This window comes from Thiofilum sp. (genome assembly GCF_016711335.1).
Lineage (GTDB): Bacteria > Pseudomonadota > Gammaproteobacteria > Thiotrichales > Thiotrichaceae > Thiofilum.
In genome coordinates this window covers 2,287,769-2,310,380 of sequence record NZ_JADJTF010000001.1, presented here as the reverse complement: position 1 = coordinate 2,310,380, position 22,612 = coordinate 2,287,769, and the positions used below count along the sequence as shown (strand labels likewise).

Sequence of the window (22,612 nt, the reverse complement as noted above, 5' to 3'; positions counted from 1 at the left end):
AATACTGTTATGTTCGCAAGATTTTTCAAACCCAAATGGCAACATAAAGATGCCAAAGTACGTTTACAAGGGCTGAGTGCTTTAGGGGCAGATGCACCAGAATTGATTCAACTGGCTCAGTCTGATCCTGATACCTCGGTACGTTTGGAAGCTATTGGGCGTTTGAGCCATATGCCTACCTTACTCCAATTGGCGGAAGGCACTAACGAATTAGCTGAGCGTGCGCGTCAACGTATGATGCTACTAGCCACTACTGATGGGCAATATGACGACAAACTCCTCGCTCATTTTGAATGGTTAGAGCAACAACCTGAGCTACTAAGTAGTATTGCTCGTGACCCTAAGCGCTTACTGGAACTACGTAAACGCGCTATACCGACCATTGATGATCAAGCGCTACTCTATAGCATCGCTTATGAAGATGAGTCGCGTGACATTCAAGCACTGGCGGCCAGCCTACTGAGTGATCTAGACCAGCTCCAAACCTTAGAAAAGCGGCACGGTAAAAATAACAAACGCCTACGCCAATTCGTTAAAGATCGAGTAGCTGAGCATGAATCCGCTCAAGCTATCCTTCAAGCATTAGAATCTTGCTGTGCTGAAGTAGAGGCTTTAGGTAATAGTGGACGTTGGGAGCAAGACAAAACCCAGCTACTGGTACTGAAACAACGTTGGAAACAGTTTGCCGATATTCCCGTTTCTCTCACTGAGCGCTTTAATGCCGCAGAAGCTGATTTTAAACAGCGTTTGCAAGCTCATGAAAATCAAGCCGCTAGCTTACGCCCTATGCGTGAGCAATTTGTCCAATTATTAGAGCAAGCTAAACATTGGCATCGCCAAGTGCGAGAGCAGCCTGAATATGTGGCTATTGATGAGTTAGATCAATTCCTTAAAACCGCTCCCCAACAATGGCAGAACTTACCTACCCTACCTCCTGAGCAACAAACACCACTCAATCAGTCTTGGCAGGAAGAACTCGATAGCATTCAGCAAGTGCGTCACAGCCTAGAAAAAGATTTTAATGCTTTAAGTGAATTAACTCAGATCCTGAAGCAAACCGATCAGCTATTACACAGCTCTCAAGGTTTGCACGCGAGTAAAATCACTACTCTACAAAGCACATGGACTAGCGCAGCACGTCCTCATGTATTACGGGCGCGGGTGAGTGAATTAGAGCAACAATTCCATCATCTGATTGGGCAATTGAATGCGCGTCTAGTGCGCGAAGCGAAACAGCGTGAAGAGTTAAAAGCTGACTTTGAGCAACAAATTCATCACTTAGAACAAGCTTTAGAGCAAGAGCATTATAGCCAAGCCATTGAATTACATCATACCTTACAGCATCAATTGAAAGGTGCAACAGTGCTTAGCACTCACGATGCCAAACCGATTCGTGACCGTTTACAAGCCATGTACCCGCTGATTCGTGAACTAGAAGATTGGCGTAATTGGGGTACAAATCAAGCGCGGGAGCATTTGATTGAATCGGCTGAACATTTGCAGCTCACGGAGCTTGATCCACAAGAACGGGCTAAACGTATTAAAGCCTTGCGCAATGAATGGCGTAACCTAGCGGCTCTTAATCCTAATCAACCGCAACGTCAGTGGCGTGAATTTGATCGTAAAGTCACCGCCGCTTATGAACCTAGCAAACAGCATTTTGCTGAACAAGCACGCTTGCGCCAAGAACACCTTAGCCAGCGCGAAGCCCTTTGTGCTGAATTAGAGCAACTCAATCAAACCACGGATTGGACTCACCCAGACTGGAAAGCATTGCAAAAGCAAATTGTGCAATTACGTCAACGCTGGAAAGACAGTGGCACAGTCAGTCATAAAGACTGGCAACCAATTAATGCACGTTTTAATGCAGCGATGGAAGCGTTAGATACTCATTTAGAGACTGAGCGTAAACGTAATTGGAATGAGCGCTTAGCTTTAATCGCGCAAGCTGAAGCTTTAGTAGAGAGTAATGATCTCGCGCAAGCGACTGAAACGGCTAAGCAATTGCAAACCCAATGGCATATTACGGTTCCAGCACGTCAAGGCGAAGAGCAACGTTTATGGAAACAATTCCGCGCCCCCATTGATGCTTTATTCGAGCGCTTAAAAACCGAACGCCAAGCTGAGCGCAGTGAATTACAGCAATCCATTGATACTAAAGTAAGCTTATGCGAGCAATTTGAAGCCCTAGTGCAAACCAGTGAAGAAGCGTGGTCTAGTGTAGGAGCGCGTCAGCAACAATTGTATGCAGACTTACAAGCTATTCGTAATCTGCCTAAGTCCGTGCATACCAAACTGGAATCTCGCTGGCAGGCGGCTGAAAAAGCCTTACAAAAACGTGCTCAACAAGTAGCGCAACTGCAACAATGGAAACAGTTAGAGCAAATTGCTGCTAATCAAGTTGTCAATGAGGATGCTTCCGACTCTATCCGGCAACAAGGCGAGTTAATTTGTCTTGATTTAGAAATCTTGTTAGGGCTACAAACCCCGCAGGCTTATCACAAGCAGCGCATGAATTACCAAATTGGGCGTATGTCTGAGAGCATGCTTAGTCGCAAAGACTCGCGCCAAGTCGAGCCACAAGCGTTTAAGTTATTTAAACAATGGTATCGTTTAATGCTGGATCAGACTGCCTATACGGAACAACAACCGCGTATTCAAGCCGCGATCCATGCGCTTAAAACTCAGCAAGGTCTTATACCCCCAGAAAACGTAAGACCTGATCCCGCATCTCAGGGGTGAAAACTTCCTGTCTTTGATCTTTTAATACACCGCCGAGTGATTGATTAATACGCTCGGCGGTGAATATAAAGTCATGAATCGCTTCGCTATCATCCAAGGGACTAGGTAAATTAATAATCAAAGATAAACCCGGTGTAGCTCCAAGCTTTAATTCATCTGGCTCTAAAGTCCAAGGTGGCACACCATTCGCCACACTAAATAGACTTACCTCACCAAACTCCGTCAATACCATGCGGTGAAAAATCTTCATATCACCAAAATGCAAACCCGCATTATCCAAAGCTTCTAATACCGCTGCACCTTCAAACATTTGGCCCTCAGGAGCGGCAATAAATAGAATCAAACGCGGAGGTAACTGAAACTCCTCATCACTAGCATCAGCAAGGGCTGGATTATCATCATAGAGAGGTTCTTCACTGTCGAGTAGATTATGGCTATAGGCTCTAGGGTGTTTGCCCTCTTTAGCAGCATGATCCTCCATGATCGATGACATTTCTTGGCCTTGGGCATCTTTAACTGGGGTAACAGGCATATCGCGCTTGGGGGCTTGATCTTTATGACTCATACGGCTAATGAAATAAATAGCCACCAGCGCAATTAGCCCTAATACCATAATTCCCAGACTAACAATTTCCACTCTAACTTCCTTTATTATTGATTAGCCAATTGTGCTGCCTCGGTTACATCAACAGCGACCAAACGTGAGACTCCGGGTTCGCGCATAGTAACACCTATCAGGTTTTCGGCAAGCTCCATCGTGACACGGTTATGGGTGATAAAAATAAACTGCACTTGTGCTGACATATGGCGTACTAGCTCAGCAAAGCGCCCCACATTCGCCTCATCCAAAGGTGCATCCACCTCATCTAACATACAAAACGGTGCAGGATTTAAAGCAAAGATGGCAAAGACTAACGCTACCGCAGTTAAAGCTTTTTCGCCACCCGAAAGTAATTGAATATGACTAATGCGCTTCCCCGGAGGACGCACCATAATCGCTACTCCAGTGGTAAGCCAATCGTTCTCTGTCATATGCAAATAACACTCACCCCCACCAAATAAACGCATAAACATTTGACTGAGTTGGGTATTAACCTGCTCAAACGTCTCTTTAAAACGTGTGCGCGTCTCGCGATCAATCTTTTTCATCACGGCTTCGAGAGTATCGAGCGCTTCAATCAAATCATGATACTGAGTATCGAGATAATTCTTGCGCTCAGTTAATTGCTGAAACTCCTCAATCGCCGCTAAATTAATCGCACCTAATTTCGCTATTGCGACTCGCACTTGATTTAAATGCTGTTGCAATCCTTGCAGATTTTCAGTCGCAATAGCATAGTGTAACGTTTCACGCTTTAAGCCGAATGCGTGAAATTGTTCACTTAAATCCTGTGTTTTGACCTGCAAAGCCTGCCAATTGAGCTTTAATTGCTCTTGTTCGGAGCGTAGTTTGTCTAATAGCTGCTCAGCCTGTAAACGTTTACGATCTTGCTCTATAACTGCTTGTTCAGCCTGCTCCATTGCTTTACGTGCACTATGTAGCCGTATTTCAACCAAAGCTCTAGCCTCACGCGCTATCTCAAGTTCGCTTTGCCCCTCTTGCAGCGGTTCAACTTGTGCTTGCAAGGTCATTTGCAGCTGCTCATATTGGGTCACTAGCGTAGCTAGGCGTTGCTTGACGCGATCTAGTTGTTTAGTGCGTTCTCCTAGCTGAGACTGTAAGGTGTCCAGCTTTAATACTAAGTGCTGCTGCTCATGTTGTGCGGCATGACGTTGTGTTTGAATGTGCTCTAAGACATTCTGTAAGCTAGCCTGCTCTGCTTGCAAGGTTTGACGTTCAGTGCTCAAATTTTCTAAAGCTAATTGAGCAGTAACCAGATGCTCCCGCGCTTCCTCTGCTTCAAAACGATATTCCTCCTTAAATTGCTGTAACTCAGCTAAATCTTGCTCAATGCGTTGGCGTTGTTGAGCTATTTGCTGTTGCTGCTGAAGTAAATTATTTAAGGCTTGGTTTTGCTTAGCCTCAAGGCGCTGGAGTTGATTCAGCTCATTCTGTAGGGCTTGTAGCTGGCGCTCAGTCTCGTACTGTAGCTGTTGTGCGGTGTTTAATTGCGCTTGTAAGCCACTTAATTGCTGGCGTTGTACTTGAGTAACGGTCTGCAACTCAGTAATAAGCTGTTGGCGTTGTAAAGTATTCAACTCTTGCACTTCAGCTCTAGGGGACTTTAGCCAATAGCGCCCTAGCCAAAATCCGTCTGGGGTAATAATCGACTGCCCTATTGCTAACTGCATTCGATGCTGAAAAGCCTCGGCTAAGGAATCAACACAATAAATAGCGGCTAGCTGCTCATGCAGAGTAATAGGGGCTAATACTTTAGTCGCTAAAGGCAATAGCTCACCTAATGGTTTCAACTCATACTCATTAGACTTCCCCTGAGTCTGTATTAAGCTCACACCTTGTTTAGGCCAACCGCTATCAATTTGCCGCTGTAACTGCTCAATACAAACAGCATCTAAGACCTCGCTCAATACCGTTTCAATAGCAACTTCCCACCCCTCTTCTACCTGCAATATTTCGGCTAAACGGGGAGCTGAACTCCAACCCTTAGTAGCAAGCCACTGCTGGCGCTCGTTGGAGTCATTATGTAGCTGCGCTTGTTGCAAGGTAGTCAAAGCACTCCATTGCGCTTGAGCCTGTTCATATTCAAGGCGTACTTGAGCTAATTGGGTTTGCAAGGTTTGTATTTGGCTACGTTGTGCGGGAATAGCCGTTTGTAAGCTATTTAACTCGGTTTCTAGCTCAATACGACGTTGCTTAGTCTCTTCCCACTCCTCAGTTAATCCTAAACGTTCCTCTTCAGTATCCGTATGCTTTAACGAACCTAGCTCTTGCTCTAAACGAGATTGGCGTTGTTGTAGTTGGACCTGTTGGCGCTCTAATTGCCCTAATTTGGCTTGTTCACTTTGTACAGTACGAGTAGGAATTTCAATGTGGGCTTGTAACTCATTCCAAGCCTTTTGCCACTGGTTCAATCTTTGCTGAGCCTGTAAGTACTCCGCCTCTAATGTTTGCCGCCGTTGCTCTAGAAGCGGCAATTGTGGGCTGAGGCTCTCAATCTCGGATTGGTTTGAGGCTAAAGCGGCTAAATCTTCCGCTTGATGCTCACGCGCCTCGACTAATGCACTTTCTAATTGGCTTAAAGATTGTTGTTGGCGTTCTTTGAGTTCGTTTTGATGGCGTAACTGTTGCTCTAAACGCGCAATCACTGCCCCTGCCTCGTAATAATCACCTTGGACTTGATTGAATTGCTGATTAGCCTCCTTGACCTGTTCACGCAATTGCTCCACTAACTGCTCTTGCTCACGCACCACTTGCCATTGGGCTTTATAATATTCTGCAACAGCACTTAATTGCGCTAATTGCTCGCGCTCCGCTTGCTCTAATGCTTCTAATTGCAACAGCATGACTTGAGCCGCTATGTGTTGTTCATCTGTGCGTAGGGTTTGGTATTGAGTCGCGGCGGCGGCTTGTTTTTCCAGTTTAGTGAGCTGCTTAGCCACTTCGGAGCGAATGTCATTGAGGCGCTCTAAGTTATCCCGTGTATGGCTAATGCGAGTTTCGGTTTCGCGGCGGCGCTCTTTATAGCGCGAAATCCCCGCAGCTTCTTCAAGCGTAGTACGTAACTCATCAGGTTTGGCTTCAATCAGACGCGAAATCATGCCCTGCTCAATAATGGCATAACTGCGTGGCCCCAAACCTGTGCCGAGAAAAATGTCAGTAATATCACGGCGTCGACACCGCGTACCATTTAAGTAATAGGCTGATTTACCGTCACGACTCGCTACTCGTTTAAGAGCAATTTCTTGGTATTGTGCATATTCACCACCCAACTTACCTGCTGAATTATCAAAAACTAATTCAACCGAGGCTTGTCCTACAGGCTTGCGTGCTGATGAGCCATTGAAAATCACATCTTCTAAAGATTGTCCGCGCAAGTGCTTAGCGGAGCTTTCGCCCATGACCCAACGCACCGCATCGATGGTATTAGATTTGCCGCATCCATTAGGCCCTACAATACCGACTAATGGACTACGCAACTCCAGCGTCATGGGGTCAACAAAACTTTTAAAGCCCGCAATGCGGATTTTAACTAAGCGCACGAATCCGAGTTCCCTTCAGCTAAACCAAGCCATGAAAACGCGCAAGGATGATATAAAGCACACTTTTTTTCAACTGAAGTTTAAGCTGGGAATTTAATATAATGGTAAATTCTGGTACTCTAATCATATGGTTAAGTATAGTTTATGGAATAAAATGCTTACTTTAATCCATAGATCAATACCAAACTTAATAACTATTCAATTTAATAGCCATATAAATCAATATAAGTATCGGGTATGGGTTTAATGCAAGTGATATTTCTTAAGGAAAAAATTGAACGTTTAGGGTTAAAATTTTACTCTCCGTTTATATTAAGCACGAAAGAATCTACTTGTTGTTTTTCTATTATGATACCTTTTTTAGGTTGTAATGGTGCTAAAAATGGCTTAATTATCGGGATTATAGATATGAAAAGCTACACTTCCCATGAGAATGATTGGAGTATAGCAGTAGAAAATGGTTATTATCCTTTCAATTTATATTATGACAATGCAGTTAATATGAGTGATGAAGATTTCAAAAGAATATTAAATCAATTTTTTTGGTATGGGAAAAGTACAGACAGACCCCTATGGTATACAGGAGAGTTTTATCAAGAACTTTTCCCAGAGATAAGCGATTAAATATAGTCAATTACCATTTATAATGCCTAACTTTTTAACATTTTTAGGTATCTTTTTTTCCAGTTTCGCACTGACCCAATACACTTTGGCGTGTTTCACCTTTATCAAATCTTTAAAAGCATTACTCTTTTAATCTCAGCACCTCTTCCACCGCCGTCCCCATCACTGTGATGTTAATGAGTCAGTTCAATCTAGTATTTGGGGTGATGGTATCTAAAGATACTCCTAAAAAACCAGAACGAACAGCAGAAGAGGAAGCAAGAGCAGAGGCATAACGTCAAACCTATCATGATTTTTGCGATACTCCACCACCTGAAATCGGCGATATTTGCAAAGATAGAAGAGAGCGAATAAAAAAGAAATAACACACTATAAAAATTCTTGAGATTGTGAAAATGAGCCTTTGGATTTCTGTGAGTAAACACTTATGAATATGATAATACCACGACAAGAAGATTGGGGTGATTTAACTGATCTTGACACGGCATATGCTTATAAAATATTTTTCAATAAATCTAACCAAGAGATGCAAATTGCATTTAAAGAAAACATTCATGCTCGCTGCTATGACCTTTACTATATGCCAATCAATGTACTTGTTTACTATATTTATGGTTTAAAAGAATTTATAGAATCACGAAGCTCTAAAGACTCATTAGATATAACAAGTGCTGTTGATTGCCTTTTTAACCTATTTTATTTGAATTCAAAAAAACACCTAGCTGAAATCAATGATATTTTCTCTGAATTTCAACAGTTAATGCAGTATATAGCTGATAATCAATTATTATATGACGCAGATGAGGAAACTTATGGAGATTTAAATATAACATTAACTGAGATAAATAGTAATTTAGAAAAATTGCATTAAATACTATGTTTTTCTCTTGACACAGCATTAATAGCATCTACGAAAGATAGAAATGTAATATGAATAAAGAGCTGATTGACTTACTAGAGTCCTATTCTGAATTACCTGAGTATATTAGCCAATCTATGGTTACTTTAAATTCTAAAAGTATTTTTGGTAATTACCCTATTAACATTGCTGCTACTCGTGGCAGTTTTGATGAGGTAAAACTCTTAATCACTAATGGTTCAGACATAGATTCACAAGGCGAGCATGGCTATACACCTTTGCATGAAGCTATTGAGCAAGGGCATAAAAACATAGTTGAGTTGCTTTTGAAACATGGTGCAAATGTTATGATTAAAAATGATGATGGTAGCTCACCTGCTGACTTAGCCTTATTACTAGGCAATGAAACTATAGCTGCGCTTTTTAGCTAGTGCATTAAAAGTGCTGCTATGTGTCACACTAGATTAGTGGCATTATTTTTACTCAATTGAAGTGATATGCCCCTTGTAAATGATAACATCCAAATAACTCGTCCTTGTATTTGTATAATGATGAGGGCGATATGGTTTCCCTCATCATTATACAAATAGTCCCTACAACGCTACAGCTCAAGAGCAACATTATAATTGGAATCGGTATTATGGCGCTATATTAGCTCTGATCCGATTGGGTTGGACGGTGAACTAAATACCTTTGGGTATATCGGGAAGAGTCTACTACGTTTCACAGACTCAAAAGGGTTATTTTGGGAATCTGTTTCACCCTGTTCTGGTCAAGCAATCCCTGACAGATTAATTTGAGACAACTCAAACTCTACTGGAGATTGATGACCATTCGCTGTATGTAAACGCTCATGGTTATAATAACGAATATACGCATCCACATCCTGCTTCATCGTTTGTCGGGTCAGATGATTGACTTTTAATAACCACGCATTCTTCAAGCTGCCAAAAAAACGCTCCACCACCGCATTATCCCAGCAGGCACCGACTCCACTCATTGAGGCTTGAATACCGTGCTGCCTCAATAAGTTACCAAAGCGTTGACTGGTGTACTGAGCGCCTTGATCACTATGAAAAATCAGCCCGTTCGGAGGATTTCTCAAGGTGATTGCTTGCTGCATCGCCCGTTCGACCAAAGCCGTGGTCATCCGTTGATCCAGTGCCCAGCCAATGATCTTGCGGGAGTATAAGTCCATGACGATGGCTAAATACATCCAGCCCTCTGGGGTTCTTAAATAGGTCACGTCACCCGCCCAGACCTGATTAGGACGGGACGGGTTAAAGTCCTGATTGACCCGATTCGCGGCTACTCCATGACGAGGATTGCGCTGAGTCGTCACCCGATACGCTGGTCGCTGAATCACCACTAAGTTCAAACGCTTCATCAGTCGACGTACCCGATAACGACCGATTTGAAAGCCTTCTTTGCGTAACCGTTTGACCAGTTCTCTAGACCCTAGACTCTCCCGACTGGCTTTAAAGAGATGCTTGATTCGTCGATACAAGGTCAACTCGTCTGCCTTAATGAGGCGAGCCGGACGGTTGAGCCAGTCATAGTAAGCGCTGTGGCTTACTTGCATCACCCGACACGCCAGTCGAATCGGTATCCTCGGGGGTAAGCTTTTGATAAAACGATATTTTATCTCATTTCTCTGGCAAAGAAGGCACTGACCTTTTTTAGGATCTCTTTCTCCATCCGTAGGTGTTTGTTTTCCTTACGTAGCTGCAATAGCTCTACACGCTCATCGGCACTCAATACCGTACCACCCGATGCCGCTTCCTGTTTCTTTTTCCAGTCATAGAGTTGATTGGGACGAATACCTAGTGACGCTGCTGCGTCCGCTACGCTATAACCTTGCTCGGTCACTAGGGCTATCGCTTCTTCTTTAAAGGCTACCGAGTAATTCTTGTAGACTCGTTTCTGATTCATAGACACCTCGATTTAGGACAGTTTATCCTATTCCTTTGTGTCAGGGGGTATTAGACCAGAACACCCAGTGCTTATGCAGAAGTAGGACAGTTTATGAACTGGGCATTCAATCACTCAATTAATGATTGTGTGGGGTTAAGTAATCTAATGCGTACTCCTGATTTTGTTAATTTTCAAATAGACTTCTACGTAGGCAGTGTATGGGGTCCTTTTTCACGAGATGGAAATTCTTTTGTCGGTGGAGGTTTGAACAAAGCCGTCTCAAACTCTGTTGGGACAAGCGCAAGTATAGGAGGCGGCTGGCTTAACCAAGTTACAGTGTCTCCGGGAGATACCAATAACTTTGTTTCAGGTTATGCAGGTAGTGGTACAGTTTCATATGCAGGCCTAGGAGGTGGCATAGTGATCTCATCTAGTGGTGCTACTGCTACAGTGGTTGGTTTTGGAGCTGGCAAAACTGCTGGAAATACAAATAATGCTGGCAACATCAATGGCGGATATACTATCGATCAAGGTTATTCTGGAATAGCGTGGTAATATTATGTTTAGTATTTCTTCATCCCCAAAAACCAAAAAACAGAAAATAGTTTGTTTCATTGGGGTACTCTTCTTGCTAGGTTTTTTTCTTCATCAGGTGGTACAAGCACTTTTTTAGAAAAATACCTCAAGCCTCACTTTGTGATTAGTAATGGTAATTGTTAGTAGGTCATATAACTCTATAGTATACGGAATTGTTGTTTCATCAGGTGGTGCTACTGCAACTGTTATTGGAATCGGTGCAGGGAAAACCATGGGGGATACAAGTAATATAGGTAGTATTAATGGTGGTTACACAATTGATCAGGGTTACTCAGGAATTAAATGGTGATTATATGCCGGGAATAGGTGGTTTAACAAAAGCAAGAACACGCCGTCAAAAATGGGCTGCGATTATTGTAGGTTCAATTTTGCTGGCTTTCATCATTTATATTATTGTGAAGCAGTTTTAATCACACTCGATTGATTGATGTACTAGCGAACCGATCATTGGCGGCTACGGCTGCCAGTGATCGGTTCGCAGATTTGATACGTTTAAAACTGGGGTAATGCATTAACTGTGTTAAAAATCAAAAGATCAGTCAGCAAAGAACTTTGTTAAACTCTAGTCTCATTGATGGTCATGCAAAAACGTTTCAACTCTTTAATTGCTCTACCCAAATTAAAGATGGCGGCTCTTCCCCTACCCTTCATGTACAACTTGTCTCCTACTTATAAAGCGATGGAAATACAATGCTTTATAAGCATTACTCTTTTAATCTCACCACCTCTTCCACCGAAAGCCCCGCCACCTGAGCAATATGCTCAACCGGTAACACACCTAACTGGAGTAAATTCCGCGCCACTTCCTGAGCCTTTTTTAAAGCCCCTTTCTCTAAGCCCCGTTGTTCACCTTCCTCTAACCCTAGCTGTTTACCCTCTTCAATCCCCTCCCGATAACCATCCCAATGCGCCGTTTGCTGAGAACTCATGAAATCTCGATAATCCTTTAAACTGTTTTCATAGACCTGTCTCTCTTCAGGGGGTAATTGCGCTATCTTGGCTATCGTAAATAATCGCTGAAACACCCTCTCATGTAACGCAGCCGGAATCTGGTCTAGCTCTTGTAAATGCTTAAAAGCAAAAAGCCATTTATCCTGTAAAGTGACTAATTGATGCTGCTGTAAATTAAAACGGGGCAGTACTAAATAAATAAAACTCAATTTATCGTAAAATAGGCGATTATGTTGGTCTTTGAGTTGGGCATAATAAATCACCTCTTGCTCATCATCGTCCATCAGAAAATCTAAAATCCCAATCGTATAGACTGCTTCCAGTTTATAATTCCAACTCCCTTGTTTAGCTTGTTCTTGAATGGCAAAGGTGGAATAAAACAAGCTCCGATCCTTAAAGTAGATTTGTTTGACCCGTTGTAATTCGACAATGAAACGCTCGCCTGATGGACTCCTGCAATTCAGATCAAAAATGACCTTCCGATCCGACACACTCAGCCCCTGATATTCGTGTTTGGTATAGGTCAACTCGGATATTTGATGATGTTCCGGCAATAAGGTATTGAGGAAACTGATCAACAAGTCTTTATGTGGCTCCTCACCAAAGAGCTTTTTAAAGCCAAAGTCCGTCAGGGGGTTGAGGTAAACATCGGTCATGGTCGTCAGCCTGTAGAGCGGGGCAAGTTAGAACCACAGTATAGTCTAAAAATCGTTTTACTCCTATCCGCCACAGGGTCATGATTTAGAAGAGTACGGTTACCATCACCTTACTTAACCGGTCACTGAAAGGCGCTTAGACTAAACGGTTTTATCACCTATTCAACTCTTCTAAATCATGACCAAAAAGCCTAACCAAGATTAATTCAGTTAGGCTTTATTGCTACCACGTAAATGAACTAACTGACTTTCACTTATAGTATGGTCTAATTAAGCAATCTGCCCCATCAACAAACTAATAGTCCTATGCACTTCATTACGCTTATGGGTAAGGTTTTTCTTAATTTCCATTAATTCCACCACCTGCTCTAAAGTCCGCACATGCTGAATATTGGTTTTTAATATTTCACAGGATAACGTTAAGGGGCGTAAAAACTCTTCTGCTTTTGAGGAGTCCCCGACAATATGCTTACGAATGCTCTTAGCGTACTCAATTACCGTATCACAACTACGATTCTGGGTATTGATTTTGCTCTCTTTAACCTCTTGATACAGTGAATCTAATTCTAAAATAGATTCTTTATTACCATTTAAAGACTGTAAGGGAGCAGGCAATCCGGGGGGAGTAATTTCATGCAGCTTTGCTTCTAAAGCTAATTTTTTCTCTTTAACGGTTTGTAACTTACTATAGGCATCTTCAAGCTCTGCTTTATTAGTCGCCATTTGCTGTTCTAACAGGTTATAAGCATTAATAACCTTTTGCAGCACATTAACCGCTGGTTCCTCTAAAATAGAGGGTTCCTTACCATTATCACCTACTTTAGCCTTATTAAGAGCAGTGGCTGCTCGTGCATTGCCCATTGTATTGTCTGAAACAGCCGAGTGATTAAAAGGCTGTGCACTAGGTTGAGTCACTACTCGCGCTGTGCCGATTACACCATCAGTCATATTATTATTATTTTGCTCAATTGTAGGGAGGGGATTAGAAATAAAACGTTGCTCAGTAGGAGCAATAGGCGTATGTGCGGGAGTATGCGTCGGTTGCTCTGCTGATGGAATCACTGGCGTAGGAATCACAGCAGGAGCCTCCACCATAGGAGGCTGTTGAATAGTAACCGTATTAGGGGCAGTTACGCTCGGTGCAAGTGTGGCTAAATCAGGCATAGCCCGCGCTTGGCTCACTACGGGTTCTGTACGCGTATTAAACTCTGGAAAACTAGGCAAAACAGGTGAATTCGGCAAAGTAGGCGCTGTGACGGGTGGCGGTGATACAGTGACCACTGGCTTATGACTAGAAGCTTCTAATACCGCGAGTGCATCAATTTCCTCATCTAAATGATCCACATCCAAATCAGCTAAATTTAAATCAACATCAAATGCAGGCTTAGGCATACCGTCAGGGGTAAATGCTTGCGCCATATGATTATCTGGAAACGGTTTATTGGACGATTGGTAATCGTTCGACATAGCAGCCCCTATATTTTATTGTTAGAGATGTTAAACACTTAGCTTAAACCTATTGACCTGAATCCTCACTTTAAAGCGCTAATCGTTTATTTAACTCCTTTCATCTTTGCTATTTTTTAATTCAATGAGGTGCATGTTGTTCGGGATAAATTGTGCCTATACTGTGGTCTGAAGCTATACTAAATTCATAAAAGCGAGCTGATTTATGCGCCATCTTCGTTTAGTGCTGTTATTTATTTTGTTTCATCTGTCAGCGGCTTTCGCAGCTCCGCTCACTCCTGAAAAAGTCCCTGAGCCTCTTAAACCTTGGATCGACTGGGTATTGCAAGATGCGCCTGAACGCATTTGCCCCCGCGCCTATTCGACTACCGAACAATACTGCGCTTGGCCTAGTACCTTAGATTTAAATCTCAATGAGCAAGGTGGCACGTTTACCCAACGCTGGCAAATCTATCAAGAAAGTACCATACGCCTCCCCGGAGATGCTCAGCATTGGCCTACCAATGTACAAACGGATCAAAATGTAGCGCTTACCGTATTGCCCAAAAACGACTACCCTACGGTAAAACTCGCCCAAGGTACTTATATTATTCGTGGTCAATTTCAATGGGATAAGCTCCCTAAGACCGTGTTTGTTAGCCCTGAGTCGGGGCTAATTCAGCTCACTGTGAATGGCACAAGTATTCCCAACCCAGAATTTAATAACGAAGGGCGTTTATGGCTCACACAAAATACCGAAGCCAGCAGCGAAGATAATTTAGATATTCAAGTCTTTCGTAAAATCACCGATTCGCACCCCATCGAAATACTCACTCGTATTCAACTACGCGTCTCAGGTAAACAGCGTAATACCGATCTTAGCCCCGTGCTGTTGGAAGGTTTTATACCACTGGCTTTAGAGAGTGAATTACCTAGCCGCATTGAGCGTAATCAGCATTTACAAGTGCAATTGCGTCCGGGCGAATGGACGATTGATATTACGAGCCGTGCACCGAATAATTTAACCAGCTTTACCTTACCGACTAGCCAACAACCTTGGCCTAATCAAGAAGTCTGGGTCTTTGAAGCAGATCACACTTTGCGCCAAGTCGAGGTTAGTGGTGTACCCAGTATTGACCCTAATCAAACTAAACTACCGAGTGACTGGAATAGCCTACCTGCTTACTTAATGAATAGTGGCGATACATTGACCCTGACCGAACAGCATCGTGGTATGGCAGTGAATAAAAGCAATGAACTCGCGCTCAAACGTACTCTTTGGCTTGATTTTGCGGGGACGGGCTACAGCATTCAGGATCAATTACAAGGCACATTAGCCGAGCAATCTCGTCTTAATACCACGCCAGAACTCAAATTAGGTCGGGTCACTATTAATGGTGCGCCTCAATTAATTACACAGCAAAGTGATACGAATCCGCCCAATATAGGGGTGGAAGTCCGACAAAGCACATTAAATCTTAGCGCTGATAGCCGTTATGAAGGTTCAATCAGTACTCCGCCTGCTAATGGCTGGCAGCAAGAACTTCAGCAAGTGAACACGGAGCTGTATTTACCTCCGGGTTGGCGCTTGCTACATGCTAGTGGCATGGACAATGCCCCCGATACTTGGTTTTTAAGTTGGTCATTATTGGATTTATTTCTTGTGCTGATTATTGCACTCGCCGTGGGCTACTTATATCAACCGCTTTGGGGCGTCTTTGCTTTGATTGCCTTAGTATTTATTTGGCATGAGAATGATGCACCCCGCATTATTTGGCTCAATTTATTAGCGGTGATTGCACTCTTGCGCGTAGTCCCGAATGGCTTGATTAAAGATCTACTCAAATACTATCGCCTGCTGAGTCTGGTCATACTCGCGCTCATCGTCGTGCCCTATATGATTGATACCATTCGCACTGCACTCTATCCGCAATTAGAACGGGACTACTATGGCAGTGATTATTATGCCGGATCAGCCGATTATGCCCCTGTCGCAGCACCAGCACCCGAAGCCACTGTAGCAGCCACGGAAGATAATGCTGCCATGGTTCAACAACAAGAGATAGCCGAAGAACGTAAGCAAAGTGTATCCAGAGAAATGGCACAAAATATAGGCTCGTACTCCAAAGCCAAAAAATCTAAAGTCGATCTGCAAGCACTTGATCCTAATAGCATGATTCAAACCGGCCCTGGTTTACCGAATTGGCAATGGTCGAGTGTGAACTTTTCATGGTCTGGCCCTATTCGCCCAGACGAGAGTATTTATCTGATGCTTATTAATCCATTAACGACTGCATTGTGGAAATTTTTAGGCATTGCCCTGTTATTGGTGTTGGCGTGGCGTTTAATTTGGCCTAAAGGCGATCCTCATCAACCCAATACGCCACAAGCCGCTTGGCAACAATTCAAGCAAAACCCTTGGAGTAGCATCAAAGCGCAATTCACGCTGGGCTTAGCCTTATGTGCGGTAGTAGGGCTTACCACTCTAAGTCCTAAACCTAGTCTGGCTGCCGATATACCCAACGCTGAAATGCTGCAAGCTTTAAAAGAGCGCTTATTACAAGCGCCTGACTGCCTGCCGCAATGTGCCCAAATGGAGTCTATGAATGCCCAGATTCAAGCCGATAGTTTGCAATTACGTTTACGGGTGCATGCTGCGAATCAGACCGCCATTCCTCTACCGATTGCACAAGGTGCTTGGCTGCCCCAACAGGTCTTTATTAATGGTAGTCCCAGCGCTGCTCTCAAACGTGACACTGATCAACAACTTTGGATCGTATTGGATGCAGGTCAGCACGATGTTGTACTCCAAGGTGCTTTACCTAAGCGCTCTAACTTCACCCTCAATTTACCTTTAAAGCCTTATCGCGTTATATGGCAAGCAACCGATTGGTCCGTCGATGGGATTCGTGACAATGGTGTACCTGAAGGCCAGCTACAATTAGTACGCACTACTGGCACTGAAGCAGCGGCTAATTTAGATCAAGATGCCACCACTTTACCGACCTTTGTTAAAGTTGAGCGCCGCCTCAATTTGGGTCTGGATTGGTATATTGAGACTACCGTCACACGCTTATCCGATAGCACTAATCCTTTAAGCATTAGCCTGCCCTTACTCACAGGTGAGCAACCTATGAGTGAGCAATTGACTGTAAAAGATGGGCAAATTAAGGCTAATTTCCGCGCTCAACAAGATGAACTCTCATGGTCATCACGCCTGAATACTACTGATAAACTCACTTTAAAAGCCGCCGCTAATGCCGACTATTTAGAGGAATGGCAAGTCGCCGCCAGTCCCGTGTGGAATGTGCAAGCGAGTGGTATACCCATTAATACCTTTGTCGAAGAAGAAGGGATTAGTATTCCACTCTGGAAACCTTGGCCTAATGAAGCACTCGATTTAACGATTACTCGCCCTGAAGGAGTTGCGGGGCAAACCGTGACTATTTTATCCAGCAAAGTAAAAATCAATCCGGGTAAACGCGCTAAAGATATTGAGTTAACTCTGAATATTAGTAGCAGCCGAGGCACACAACATACACTGACTTTACCTGCTGGGGTGGAAGTTAAGAACCTAACCATTAATGGCGAAAAACGTCCGATTCAACAGCAAGGTGATAAGCTTATTGTGCCCTTAAATCCGGCTGAGCAAACTATAGCGCTCACTTGGCAAGATAATACGCCCCTCGATACGCTCTATCGTTTTCCCGCGATTGATGTAGGTGTGAATAGTGTCAATAGCAGTTTAAGTATCGAGATGGCAGCGGATCGTTGGGTATTGTGGGCGAATGGCCCTGATTTAGGTCCAGCGGTATTATTTTGGGGCGTATTACTCGCACTGCTGATTGTGTCGCTTATTTTAGGGCGCTCTAAGCTCACCCCGCTTAAAACGTGGCAATGGTTTTTACTCGCCATTGGTTTGAGTCAAAGTAGCTCGTATTTATTAGTGTTGATGGTCATTTGGCTCATAGCTTTAACCCAACGCGCTAATTTAACTCGTATTTTATCAGTGTGGACGTTCAATAGTATGCAGGTGGGTTTGATTGCACTGACCTTCTTAGCTCTAGTAGCGTTAATCGGCGCGGTTGCTAATGGTTTATTAGGGCATCCTGATATGCAGATTACTGGCTATGGCTCTAATGCTAGTCAACTCAATTGGTATCAAGATCGCACAGGAACTCAGTTACCTCAACCGCTCGTGCTAAGTGTACCGTTATGGGTCTACCGCTTACTGATGTTGCTGTGGGCTTTATGGTTAGCCATTACGGTATTAGGCTGGTTACGTTGGGGTTGGGAGGCATTTAGTACCGGAGGTTTGTGGAAAAGTGAGCCGAAAAAAGCACCGGTAGCGCGTGCTCCTCTGAGTGCTGTTGTACCAAACAAAACACCCACGGCGACTGAAGCAGGGATAGCACCTAATCCTGCTACCCCTACTTCACCGACATCTTCCTAAATTAGACGAGGTTTTAAAGCTCAATGATCAGGCTGTCCCAAAGGACAGCCTTTTTTTATTGCATACCCTGTAAAGCAGCAATACGCTCTTCTAAAGGCGGGTGAGTCATAAACAAGCGCCCCAAGCCACCGCCACCACTAATACCAAAGGCTGCTAACTCACCGGGCAAATCTTTTGGCTCATGTACCCGCTGTAAACGGCGTAAAGCAGCAATCATTTTTTGGCGTCCGGCTAAATCAGCACCGGCAATATCGGCTTTGAACTCACGATAGCGTGAGAACCACATCACAATCATAGTAGCCAAGAAACCTAATAAGATTTCCGCGACTATCGAGCCAATGTAATAACCAAATCCGGGGCCACTATTGTCATTATTGCCTCGGAATAGACCATCTACCACCATACCGATAACACGGGCAAAGAAAATAACAAAGGTATTCACTACCCCCTGTAATAAGGCTTGTGTCACCATATCGCCATTGGCAACGTGACCGATCTCATGCCCCAATACAGCTTCTACCTCATCCGCGTTCATGTGTTCTAATAGGCCAGTACTCACCGCTACTAAGGCATTATTGCGATTAGCTCCGGTGGCAAACGCATTAGGATCAGGTGAGTGGAAAATACCCACTTCAGGCATACCAATGCCCACTTTGTCCGCTTGACGACGCACGGTTTCAACTAGCCAGCGTTCTTGTGAGGTGCGAGGATGTTCAATAATTTCCACCCCCATACTACGCTTAGCCATCCATTTAGACATGAGCAAGCTAATAAGCGAACCAGCAAAGCCAAAAATAACCGCCATGACAGCGATACCGCCAAAGCCACCTTGGACACGAATACCGAATACTGCGCTGATAATATTCCAAGTGATAAATAACACTGCTACTACAGCAAAGTTAGTCAGTGCTAATAAAATAATCCGCTTCATCGAAACCTCGACTAATTTGTTATCCTTTATTGACGATCTCCAAAGCAGTAACACTTTGGTATCCACGGGCTAGTAGCTTACCACGCAGCCCGCGAGCACCTTGATATTCCACCTGTTCCGTTGGTTTTATTGTTTTAAATTTAGCCCCTGCCTGTACCACTAATGTTTCATGTTCAGCTAATAAACACGCTTTAATGACTGTTTCTTGACCCGACTTTAACGCTTCTGGATTGATATTAATTAATTTATTGCCCTTACCTTTATTTAATAGCGGTAACTCAGTAAGCGGTATTATCAATAAATATCCAGCCGAGGTAGCAAGAGCTAAACGACTCGTGGCTAAATCGGTTATCTTCAAAGGAGGTAAGACTTGTGCACCCTCACCTGTGGTGACTACTACTTTACCGGCCTTGACCTTGCTATATAGCTCGCTCAAAGGACACACAAATCCATAGCCGTGATTCGAGTACATCACATAGTGATCGTCATCTCGCCCCATCAGTGCGGCAATCACTTGAGCTTGTGGAGGAAAACTAAAGCGCCCACTTAATGGCTCACCTTGAGTTCGAGCTGAGGGTAAAGTATGGGCTGGAGCCGAATAGGTACGCCCTGTGTTGTCTAAAAATACTACGGTTTGATTAGAGCGTCCGCGTTCTGAGGTCAGGAACTCATCGCCTTGCTTATAGCTGAGAGTGCTAGGATCAATCTCGTGCCCTTTGGCAGCACGTACCCAACCCATTTTTGACAGTACTACGGTCACAGGTTCTGAAGGAGTCAGTGCCGCCTCATCCAGCGCTTGTGCTGCTTTAGAGACATTGAGTGGAGAACGGCGCTCATCGCCGTATAACTTGGCATCCTCTTCTAATTCGCGGCGAATTAATTTAGTCAACTCTTTAGCTGAGCCTAATAGTTTTAAAAGTTGTTTGCGTTCTTTATCCAGCTCTTTTTGCTCGCCGCGAATTTTGACCTCTTCCAGTTTAGCTAAATGACGTAATTTCAGCTCTAAAATAGCTTCGGCTTGGATATCACTTAGCTCAAAGCGTTTCATTAGAACCGGTTTGGGATTATCTTCTTTACGAATAATCGCAATGACTTCATCAATATTCAAAAAGGCAATCAGTAGGCCATCTAAAATATGTAAGCGTTTTTCTACCTTATCTAAACGCCAATTAAGGCGCTTAGTGACGGTAGTACGGCGAAATTGCAGCCATTCTTGCAAGATAGTTAATAAGTTTTTGGTTTCAGGGCGACCACTTAAACCAATCATATTCATATTAACGCGATAACTACGCTCTAAGTCGGTGGTCGCAAACAGATGTAGCATTAATTGCTCTACATCGACTCGATTCGAGCGCGGCACTATGACTAAACGCGTGGGCTGTTCATGATCCGATTCATCGCGTAAATCCTCGACCATAGGGAGCTTTTTAGCCTGCATTTGTTGGGCAATTTGCTCTAATATTTTGCTCCCCGATACCTGATAGGGCAGCGCAGTAATCACAATATCGCCGTCCTCTAGTTCCCACTTAGCCCGTTGGCGTAACGAGCCATAGCCTTTTTCATAAAGCTGAATTAGCTCACGCTTGGGGGTAATAATTTCAGCTTCAGTAGGAAAATCGGGCGCTAATACGTACTGGCATAACTCCTCAATCGTGGCATCGGGGTAATCTAATAAATGCACACAGGCTTGTACGATTTCATGCAGATTATGCGGCGGAATATCGGTCGACATCCCCACCGCAATACCCGTTGCACCATTTAATAAAATATTAGGCACACGAGCGGGTAATAAACTCGGTTCTTCTAGAGTACCATCAAAATTAGGTGTCCAATCGACCGTCCCCTGCCCTAGTTCTTGCAATAAGATCTTGGCATAAGGTGATAAACGCGACTCAGTGTAGCGCATCGCTGCGAAGGACTTAGGATCGTCTGGTGAACCCCAGTTGCCCTGCCCATCCACAAGGGTATAACGATAGGAAAACGGTTGCGCCATCAACACCATCGCCTCATAACAGGCGGAATCACCATGTGGATGAAATTTACCTAATACATCCCCCACAGTACGCGCTGATTTTTTATATTTAGCAGTCGCATTCAGTCCCAGCTCGGACATGGCATAAACAATACGCCGCTGTACGGGTTTTAATCCATCGCCAATATGTGGCAAGGCCCGATCCAAAATGACATACATGGAATAGTCAAGGTAGGCTTTTTCCGTGAATACCTGCAATGGCAGCGTTTCAATACCTTCGTAATTCATAATGATCCTTGCATGCGGCTGGATAGTGCTCTAGTGAAACAGGCTGGAATAGTAGATTACTTAAAGAGTGAGTATTAGCCTTGGAGCACCTAGGCAGGCACTCCAACTAGGCAATCAAACATTAATATAATAATGAAAACATTTTACTGCGATACTTTTTCACTAAAGGATTTTTAGGACCTAATAGCTCTAAAGTACTCAATAAACCTTTACGCCCTGCGCCTTCGTTATAAGTCGGATTTTTACGCATCACAACCAAATAGTTTTCTAATCCTTGCTCATACTCACCGTGCGCAATTAAAACTTGGGCCAACTCTAAATAGGCGTCCCAATCTTGAGCATTCGCTTGAATCCGTGCTTCTAGCGCTGAGGTATCTAGATTATCAGCGGCTTGTTGCAATTTAGCTAAACGAATATCGGCTTTTAGCTGATTGAGTTGATCGGCTGGAATTTCACCTTCGGGAATGTCACTCACTAACACTTCAGCAGCGTCTATTTGCTCTTGGGCTAGTAGCATAGTAGCTAAATCGGCTTTAGCCTCAGCAAAATCTGGCTCATGCTGTAACACTTGTTGTAGTAAGTTAAGGGCATTATCGACCTCGCCCGCTTGATAAAGGGCTAAGGCTTGTTGGCGATAAGGTTCAGTGGGGCGAATACGATGCTTTTTAATCATTTGCTGAATTTTTTCAGCGGGTTGCACGCCCATAAACTCATCAACAACCTTGCCACCTTTAATGAATTTCACAGTCGGGATGCTACGCACGCCAAATTGTGCCGCTAGATTTTGGTTTTGGTCACTATTGACCTTAACCATAATGACTTGCCCCTGTAAGTCATTAACAATCTTGCTCAAAATAGGCATTAAGGTTTTGCATGGCTGACACCACTCCGCCCAAAAATCGACTAACACCAGTACTCGATGCGAGTGTTGCATTACCTGCTCAAAGTTACTTTCATTAGCTTCAAAAATAAAAGGTGAATCCGCCATAACGTCCTTAATCCTGTAAGTGTGAAGAGT

The 22,612-nt window shown here is 43.8% G+C and carries 15 protein-coding genes; 7 read left to right on the top strand and 8 right to left on the bottom strand.

Annotated elements, in window-relative coordinates; all coding sequences use genetic code 11:
- Positions 1–9 precede the first annotated feature (9 nt).
- Positions 10–2,742 carry a DUF349 domain-containing protein gene (locus tag IPL34_RS10925; RefSeq protein WP_296841486.1) on the top strand — a complete coding sequence of 911 codons (2,733 nt, stop codon included), beginning with the start codon at positions 10–12 and terminating at the stop codon, positions 2,740–2,742.
- Here the strand turns inward: IPL34_RS10925 and IPL34_RS10920 are convergent.
- Both IPL34_RS10920 and smc read right to left on the bottom strand, forming a co-directional pair.
- Positions 2,696–3,379 carry a cell division protein ZipA C-terminal FtsZ-binding domain-containing protein gene (locus tag IPL34_RS10920; RefSeq protein WP_296841485.1) on the bottom strand — a complete coding sequence of 228 codons (684 nt, stop codon included), beginning with the start codon at positions 3,377–3,379 and terminating at the stop codon, positions 2,696–2,698. The genes IPL34_RS10925 and IPL34_RS10920 overlap by 47 nt on opposite strands.
- A 14-nt stretch (positions 3,380–3,393) precedes the next feature.
- A complete protein-coding gene (smc, locus tag IPL34_RS10915; RefSeq protein ID WP_296841484.1) occupies positions 3,394–6,903 on the bottom strand; it encodes a chromosome segregation protein SMC in 3,510 nt (1,169 codons plus the stop codon).
- 237 nt (positions 6,904–7,140) lie between these two features.
- Here smc and IPL34_RS10910 point away from each other — a divergent pair, with 237 nt between their 5' ends.
- The 3 genes from IPL34_RS10910 to IPL34_RS10900 all read left to right on the top strand — a co-directional run bounded on the left by IPL34_RS10910 (position 7,141) and on the right by IPL34_RS10900 (position 8,817).
- Positions 7,141–7,527, top strand: coding sequence for a hypothetical protein (locus IPL34_RS10910; protein WP_296841483.1), 387 nt, complete (start codon positions 7,141–7,143; stop codon positions 7,525–7,527).
- A gap of 427 nt (positions 7,528–7,954) precedes the next feature.
- Positions 7,955–8,398 carry a hypothetical protein gene (locus IPL34_RS10905; protein ID WP_296841482.1) on the top strand — a complete coding sequence of 148 codons (444 nt, stop codon included), beginning with the start codon at positions 7,955–7,957 and terminating at the stop codon, positions 8,396–8,398.
- A 59-nt stretch (positions 8,399–8,457) separates the two neighbouring features.
- Positions 8,458–8,817 (top strand): ankyrin repeat domain-containing protein, encoded by a 360-nt coding sequence (locus IPL34_RS10900; protein WP_296841481.1) that lies wholly within the window; start codon positions 8,458–8,460, stop codon positions 8,815–8,817.
- A 341-nt stretch (positions 8,818–9,158) separates the two neighbouring features.
- On the opposite strand, the gene IPL34_RS10895 is transcribed toward IPL34_RS10900, so the two are convergent.
- Positions 9,159–10,318, bottom strand: a protein-coding gene (locus tag IPL34_RS10895) for an IS3 family transposase (RefSeq protein WP_296841480.1) whose coding sequence is annotated in 2 segments (ribosomal slippage) — positions 9,159–10,069 and positions 10,069–10,318 — 1,161 coding nt in all. Because the reading frame shifts where the segments join, the coding sequence is not laid out codon by codon here.
- Between the two features lie 93 nt (positions 10,319–10,411).
- Here IPL34_RS10895 and IPL34_RS10890 point away from each other — a divergent pair.
- The gene (locus tag IPL34_RS10890; protein WP_296841479.1) at positions 10,412–10,855 is read left to right on the top strand and encodes a hypothetical protein; all 444 of its coding nucleotides are present in this window, start codon (positions 10,412–10,414) and stop codon (positions 10,853–10,855) included.
- Between the two features lie 284 nt (positions 10,856–11,139).
- Entirely contained in the window at positions 11,140–11,307 is a 168-nt protein-coding gene (locus IPL34_RS10885; RefSeq protein ID WP_296841478.1) for a hypothetical protein, read from the top strand.
- A gap of 294 nt (positions 11,308–11,601) precedes the next feature.
- Here the strand turns inward: IPL34_RS10885 and IPL34_RS10880 are convergent, their stop codons facing one another.
- Positions 11,602–12,504 carry an Rpn family recombination-promoting nuclease/putative transposase gene (locus IPL34_RS10880; RefSeq protein ID WP_296841477.1) on the bottom strand — a complete coding sequence of 301 codons (903 nt, stop codon included), beginning with the start codon at positions 12,502–12,504 and terminating at the stop codon, positions 11,602–11,604.
- A 270-nt stretch (positions 12,505–12,774) separates the two neighbouring features.
- Entirely contained in the window at positions 12,775–13,971 is a 1,197-nt protein-coding gene (locus IPL34_RS10875) for a hypothetical protein (protein WP_296841476.1), read from the bottom strand.
- A 205-nt stretch (positions 13,972–14,176) separates the two neighbouring features.
- Here IPL34_RS10875 and IPL34_RS10870 point away from each other — a divergent pair, with 205 nt between their 5' ends.
- The gene (locus IPL34_RS10870; RefSeq protein WP_296841475.1) at positions 14,177–18,403 is read left to right on the top strand and encodes a hypothetical protein; all 4,227 of its coding nucleotides are present in this window, start codon (positions 14,177–14,179) and stop codon (positions 18,401–18,403) included.
- 55 nt (positions 18,404–18,458) lie between these two features.
- On the opposite strand, the gene htpX is transcribed toward IPL34_RS10870, so the two are convergent.
- From htpX to trxA, 3 genes are all read right to left on the bottom strand, one after another.
- Positions 18,459–19,334, bottom strand: coding sequence for a protease HtpX (gene htpX, locus IPL34_RS10865; RefSeq protein WP_296841474.1), 876 nt, complete (start codon positions 19,332–19,334; stop codon positions 18,459–18,461).
- Between the two features lie 19 nt (positions 19,335–19,353).
- Entirely contained in the window at positions 19,354–21,594 is a 2,241-nt protein-coding gene (gene parC / locus IPL34_RS10860) for a DNA topoisomerase IV subunit A (protein ID WP_296841473.1), read from the bottom strand.
- Positions 21,595–21,715: 121 nt separating this feature from the next.
- Positions 21,716–22,582, bottom strand: a complete 867-nt coding sequence (trxA, locus tag IPL34_RS10855) for a thioredoxin (protein ID WP_296841472.1) — start codon at positions 22,580–22,582, stop codon at positions 21,716–21,718.
- Positions 22,583–22,612 lie beyond the last annotated feature (30 nt).

Bases quoted from the DNA above. Each gene is read 5' to 3' on its own strand.
- IPL34_RS10925 (WP_296841486.1), top strand. From the start codon at position 10: ATGTTCGCAAGATTTTTCAAACCCAAATGGCAACATAAAGATGCCAAA.
- IPL34_RS10910 (WP_296841483.1), top strand. From the start codon at position 7,141: ATGGGTTTAATGCAAGTGATATTTCTTAAGGAAAAAATTGAACGTTTA.
- IPL34_RS10905 (WP_296841482.1), top strand. From the start codon at position 7,955: ATGAATATGATAATACCACGACAAGAAGATTGGGGTGATTTAACTGAT.
- IPL34_RS10900 (WP_296841481.1), top strand. From the start codon at position 8,458: ATGAATAAAGAGCTGATTGACTTACTAGAGTCCTATTCTGAATTACCT.
- IPL34_RS10890 (WP_296841479.1), top strand. From the start codon at position 10,412: ATGAACTGGGCATTCAATCACTCAATTAATGATTGTGTGGGGTTAAGT.
- IPL34_RS10885 (WP_296841478.1), top strand. From the start codon at position 11,140: ATGGTGGTTACACAATTGATCAGGGTTACTCAGGAATTAAATGGTGAT.
- IPL34_RS10880 (WP_296841477.1), bottom strand. From the start codon at position 12,504: ATGACCGATGTTTACCTCAACCCCCTGACGGACTTTGGCTTTAAAAAG.
- IPL34_RS10875 (WP_296841476.1), bottom strand. From the start codon at position 13,971: ATGTCGAACGATTACCAATCGTCCAATAAACCGTTTCCAGATAATCAT.
- IPL34_RS10870 (WP_296841475.1), top strand. From the start codon at position 14,177: ATGCGCCATCTTCGTTTAGTGCTGTTATTTATTTTGTTTCATCTGTCA.
- htpX (WP_296841474.1), bottom strand. From the start codon at position 19,334: ATGAAGCGGATTATTTTATTAGCACTGACTAACTTTGCTGTAGTAGCA.
- parC (WP_296841473.1), bottom strand. From the start codon at position 21,594: ATGAATTACGAAGGTATTGAAACGCTGCCATTGCAGGTATTCACGGAA.
- trxA (WP_296841472.1), bottom strand. From the start codon at position 22,582: ATGGCGGATTCACCTTTTATTTTTGAAGCTAATGAAAGTAACTTTGAG.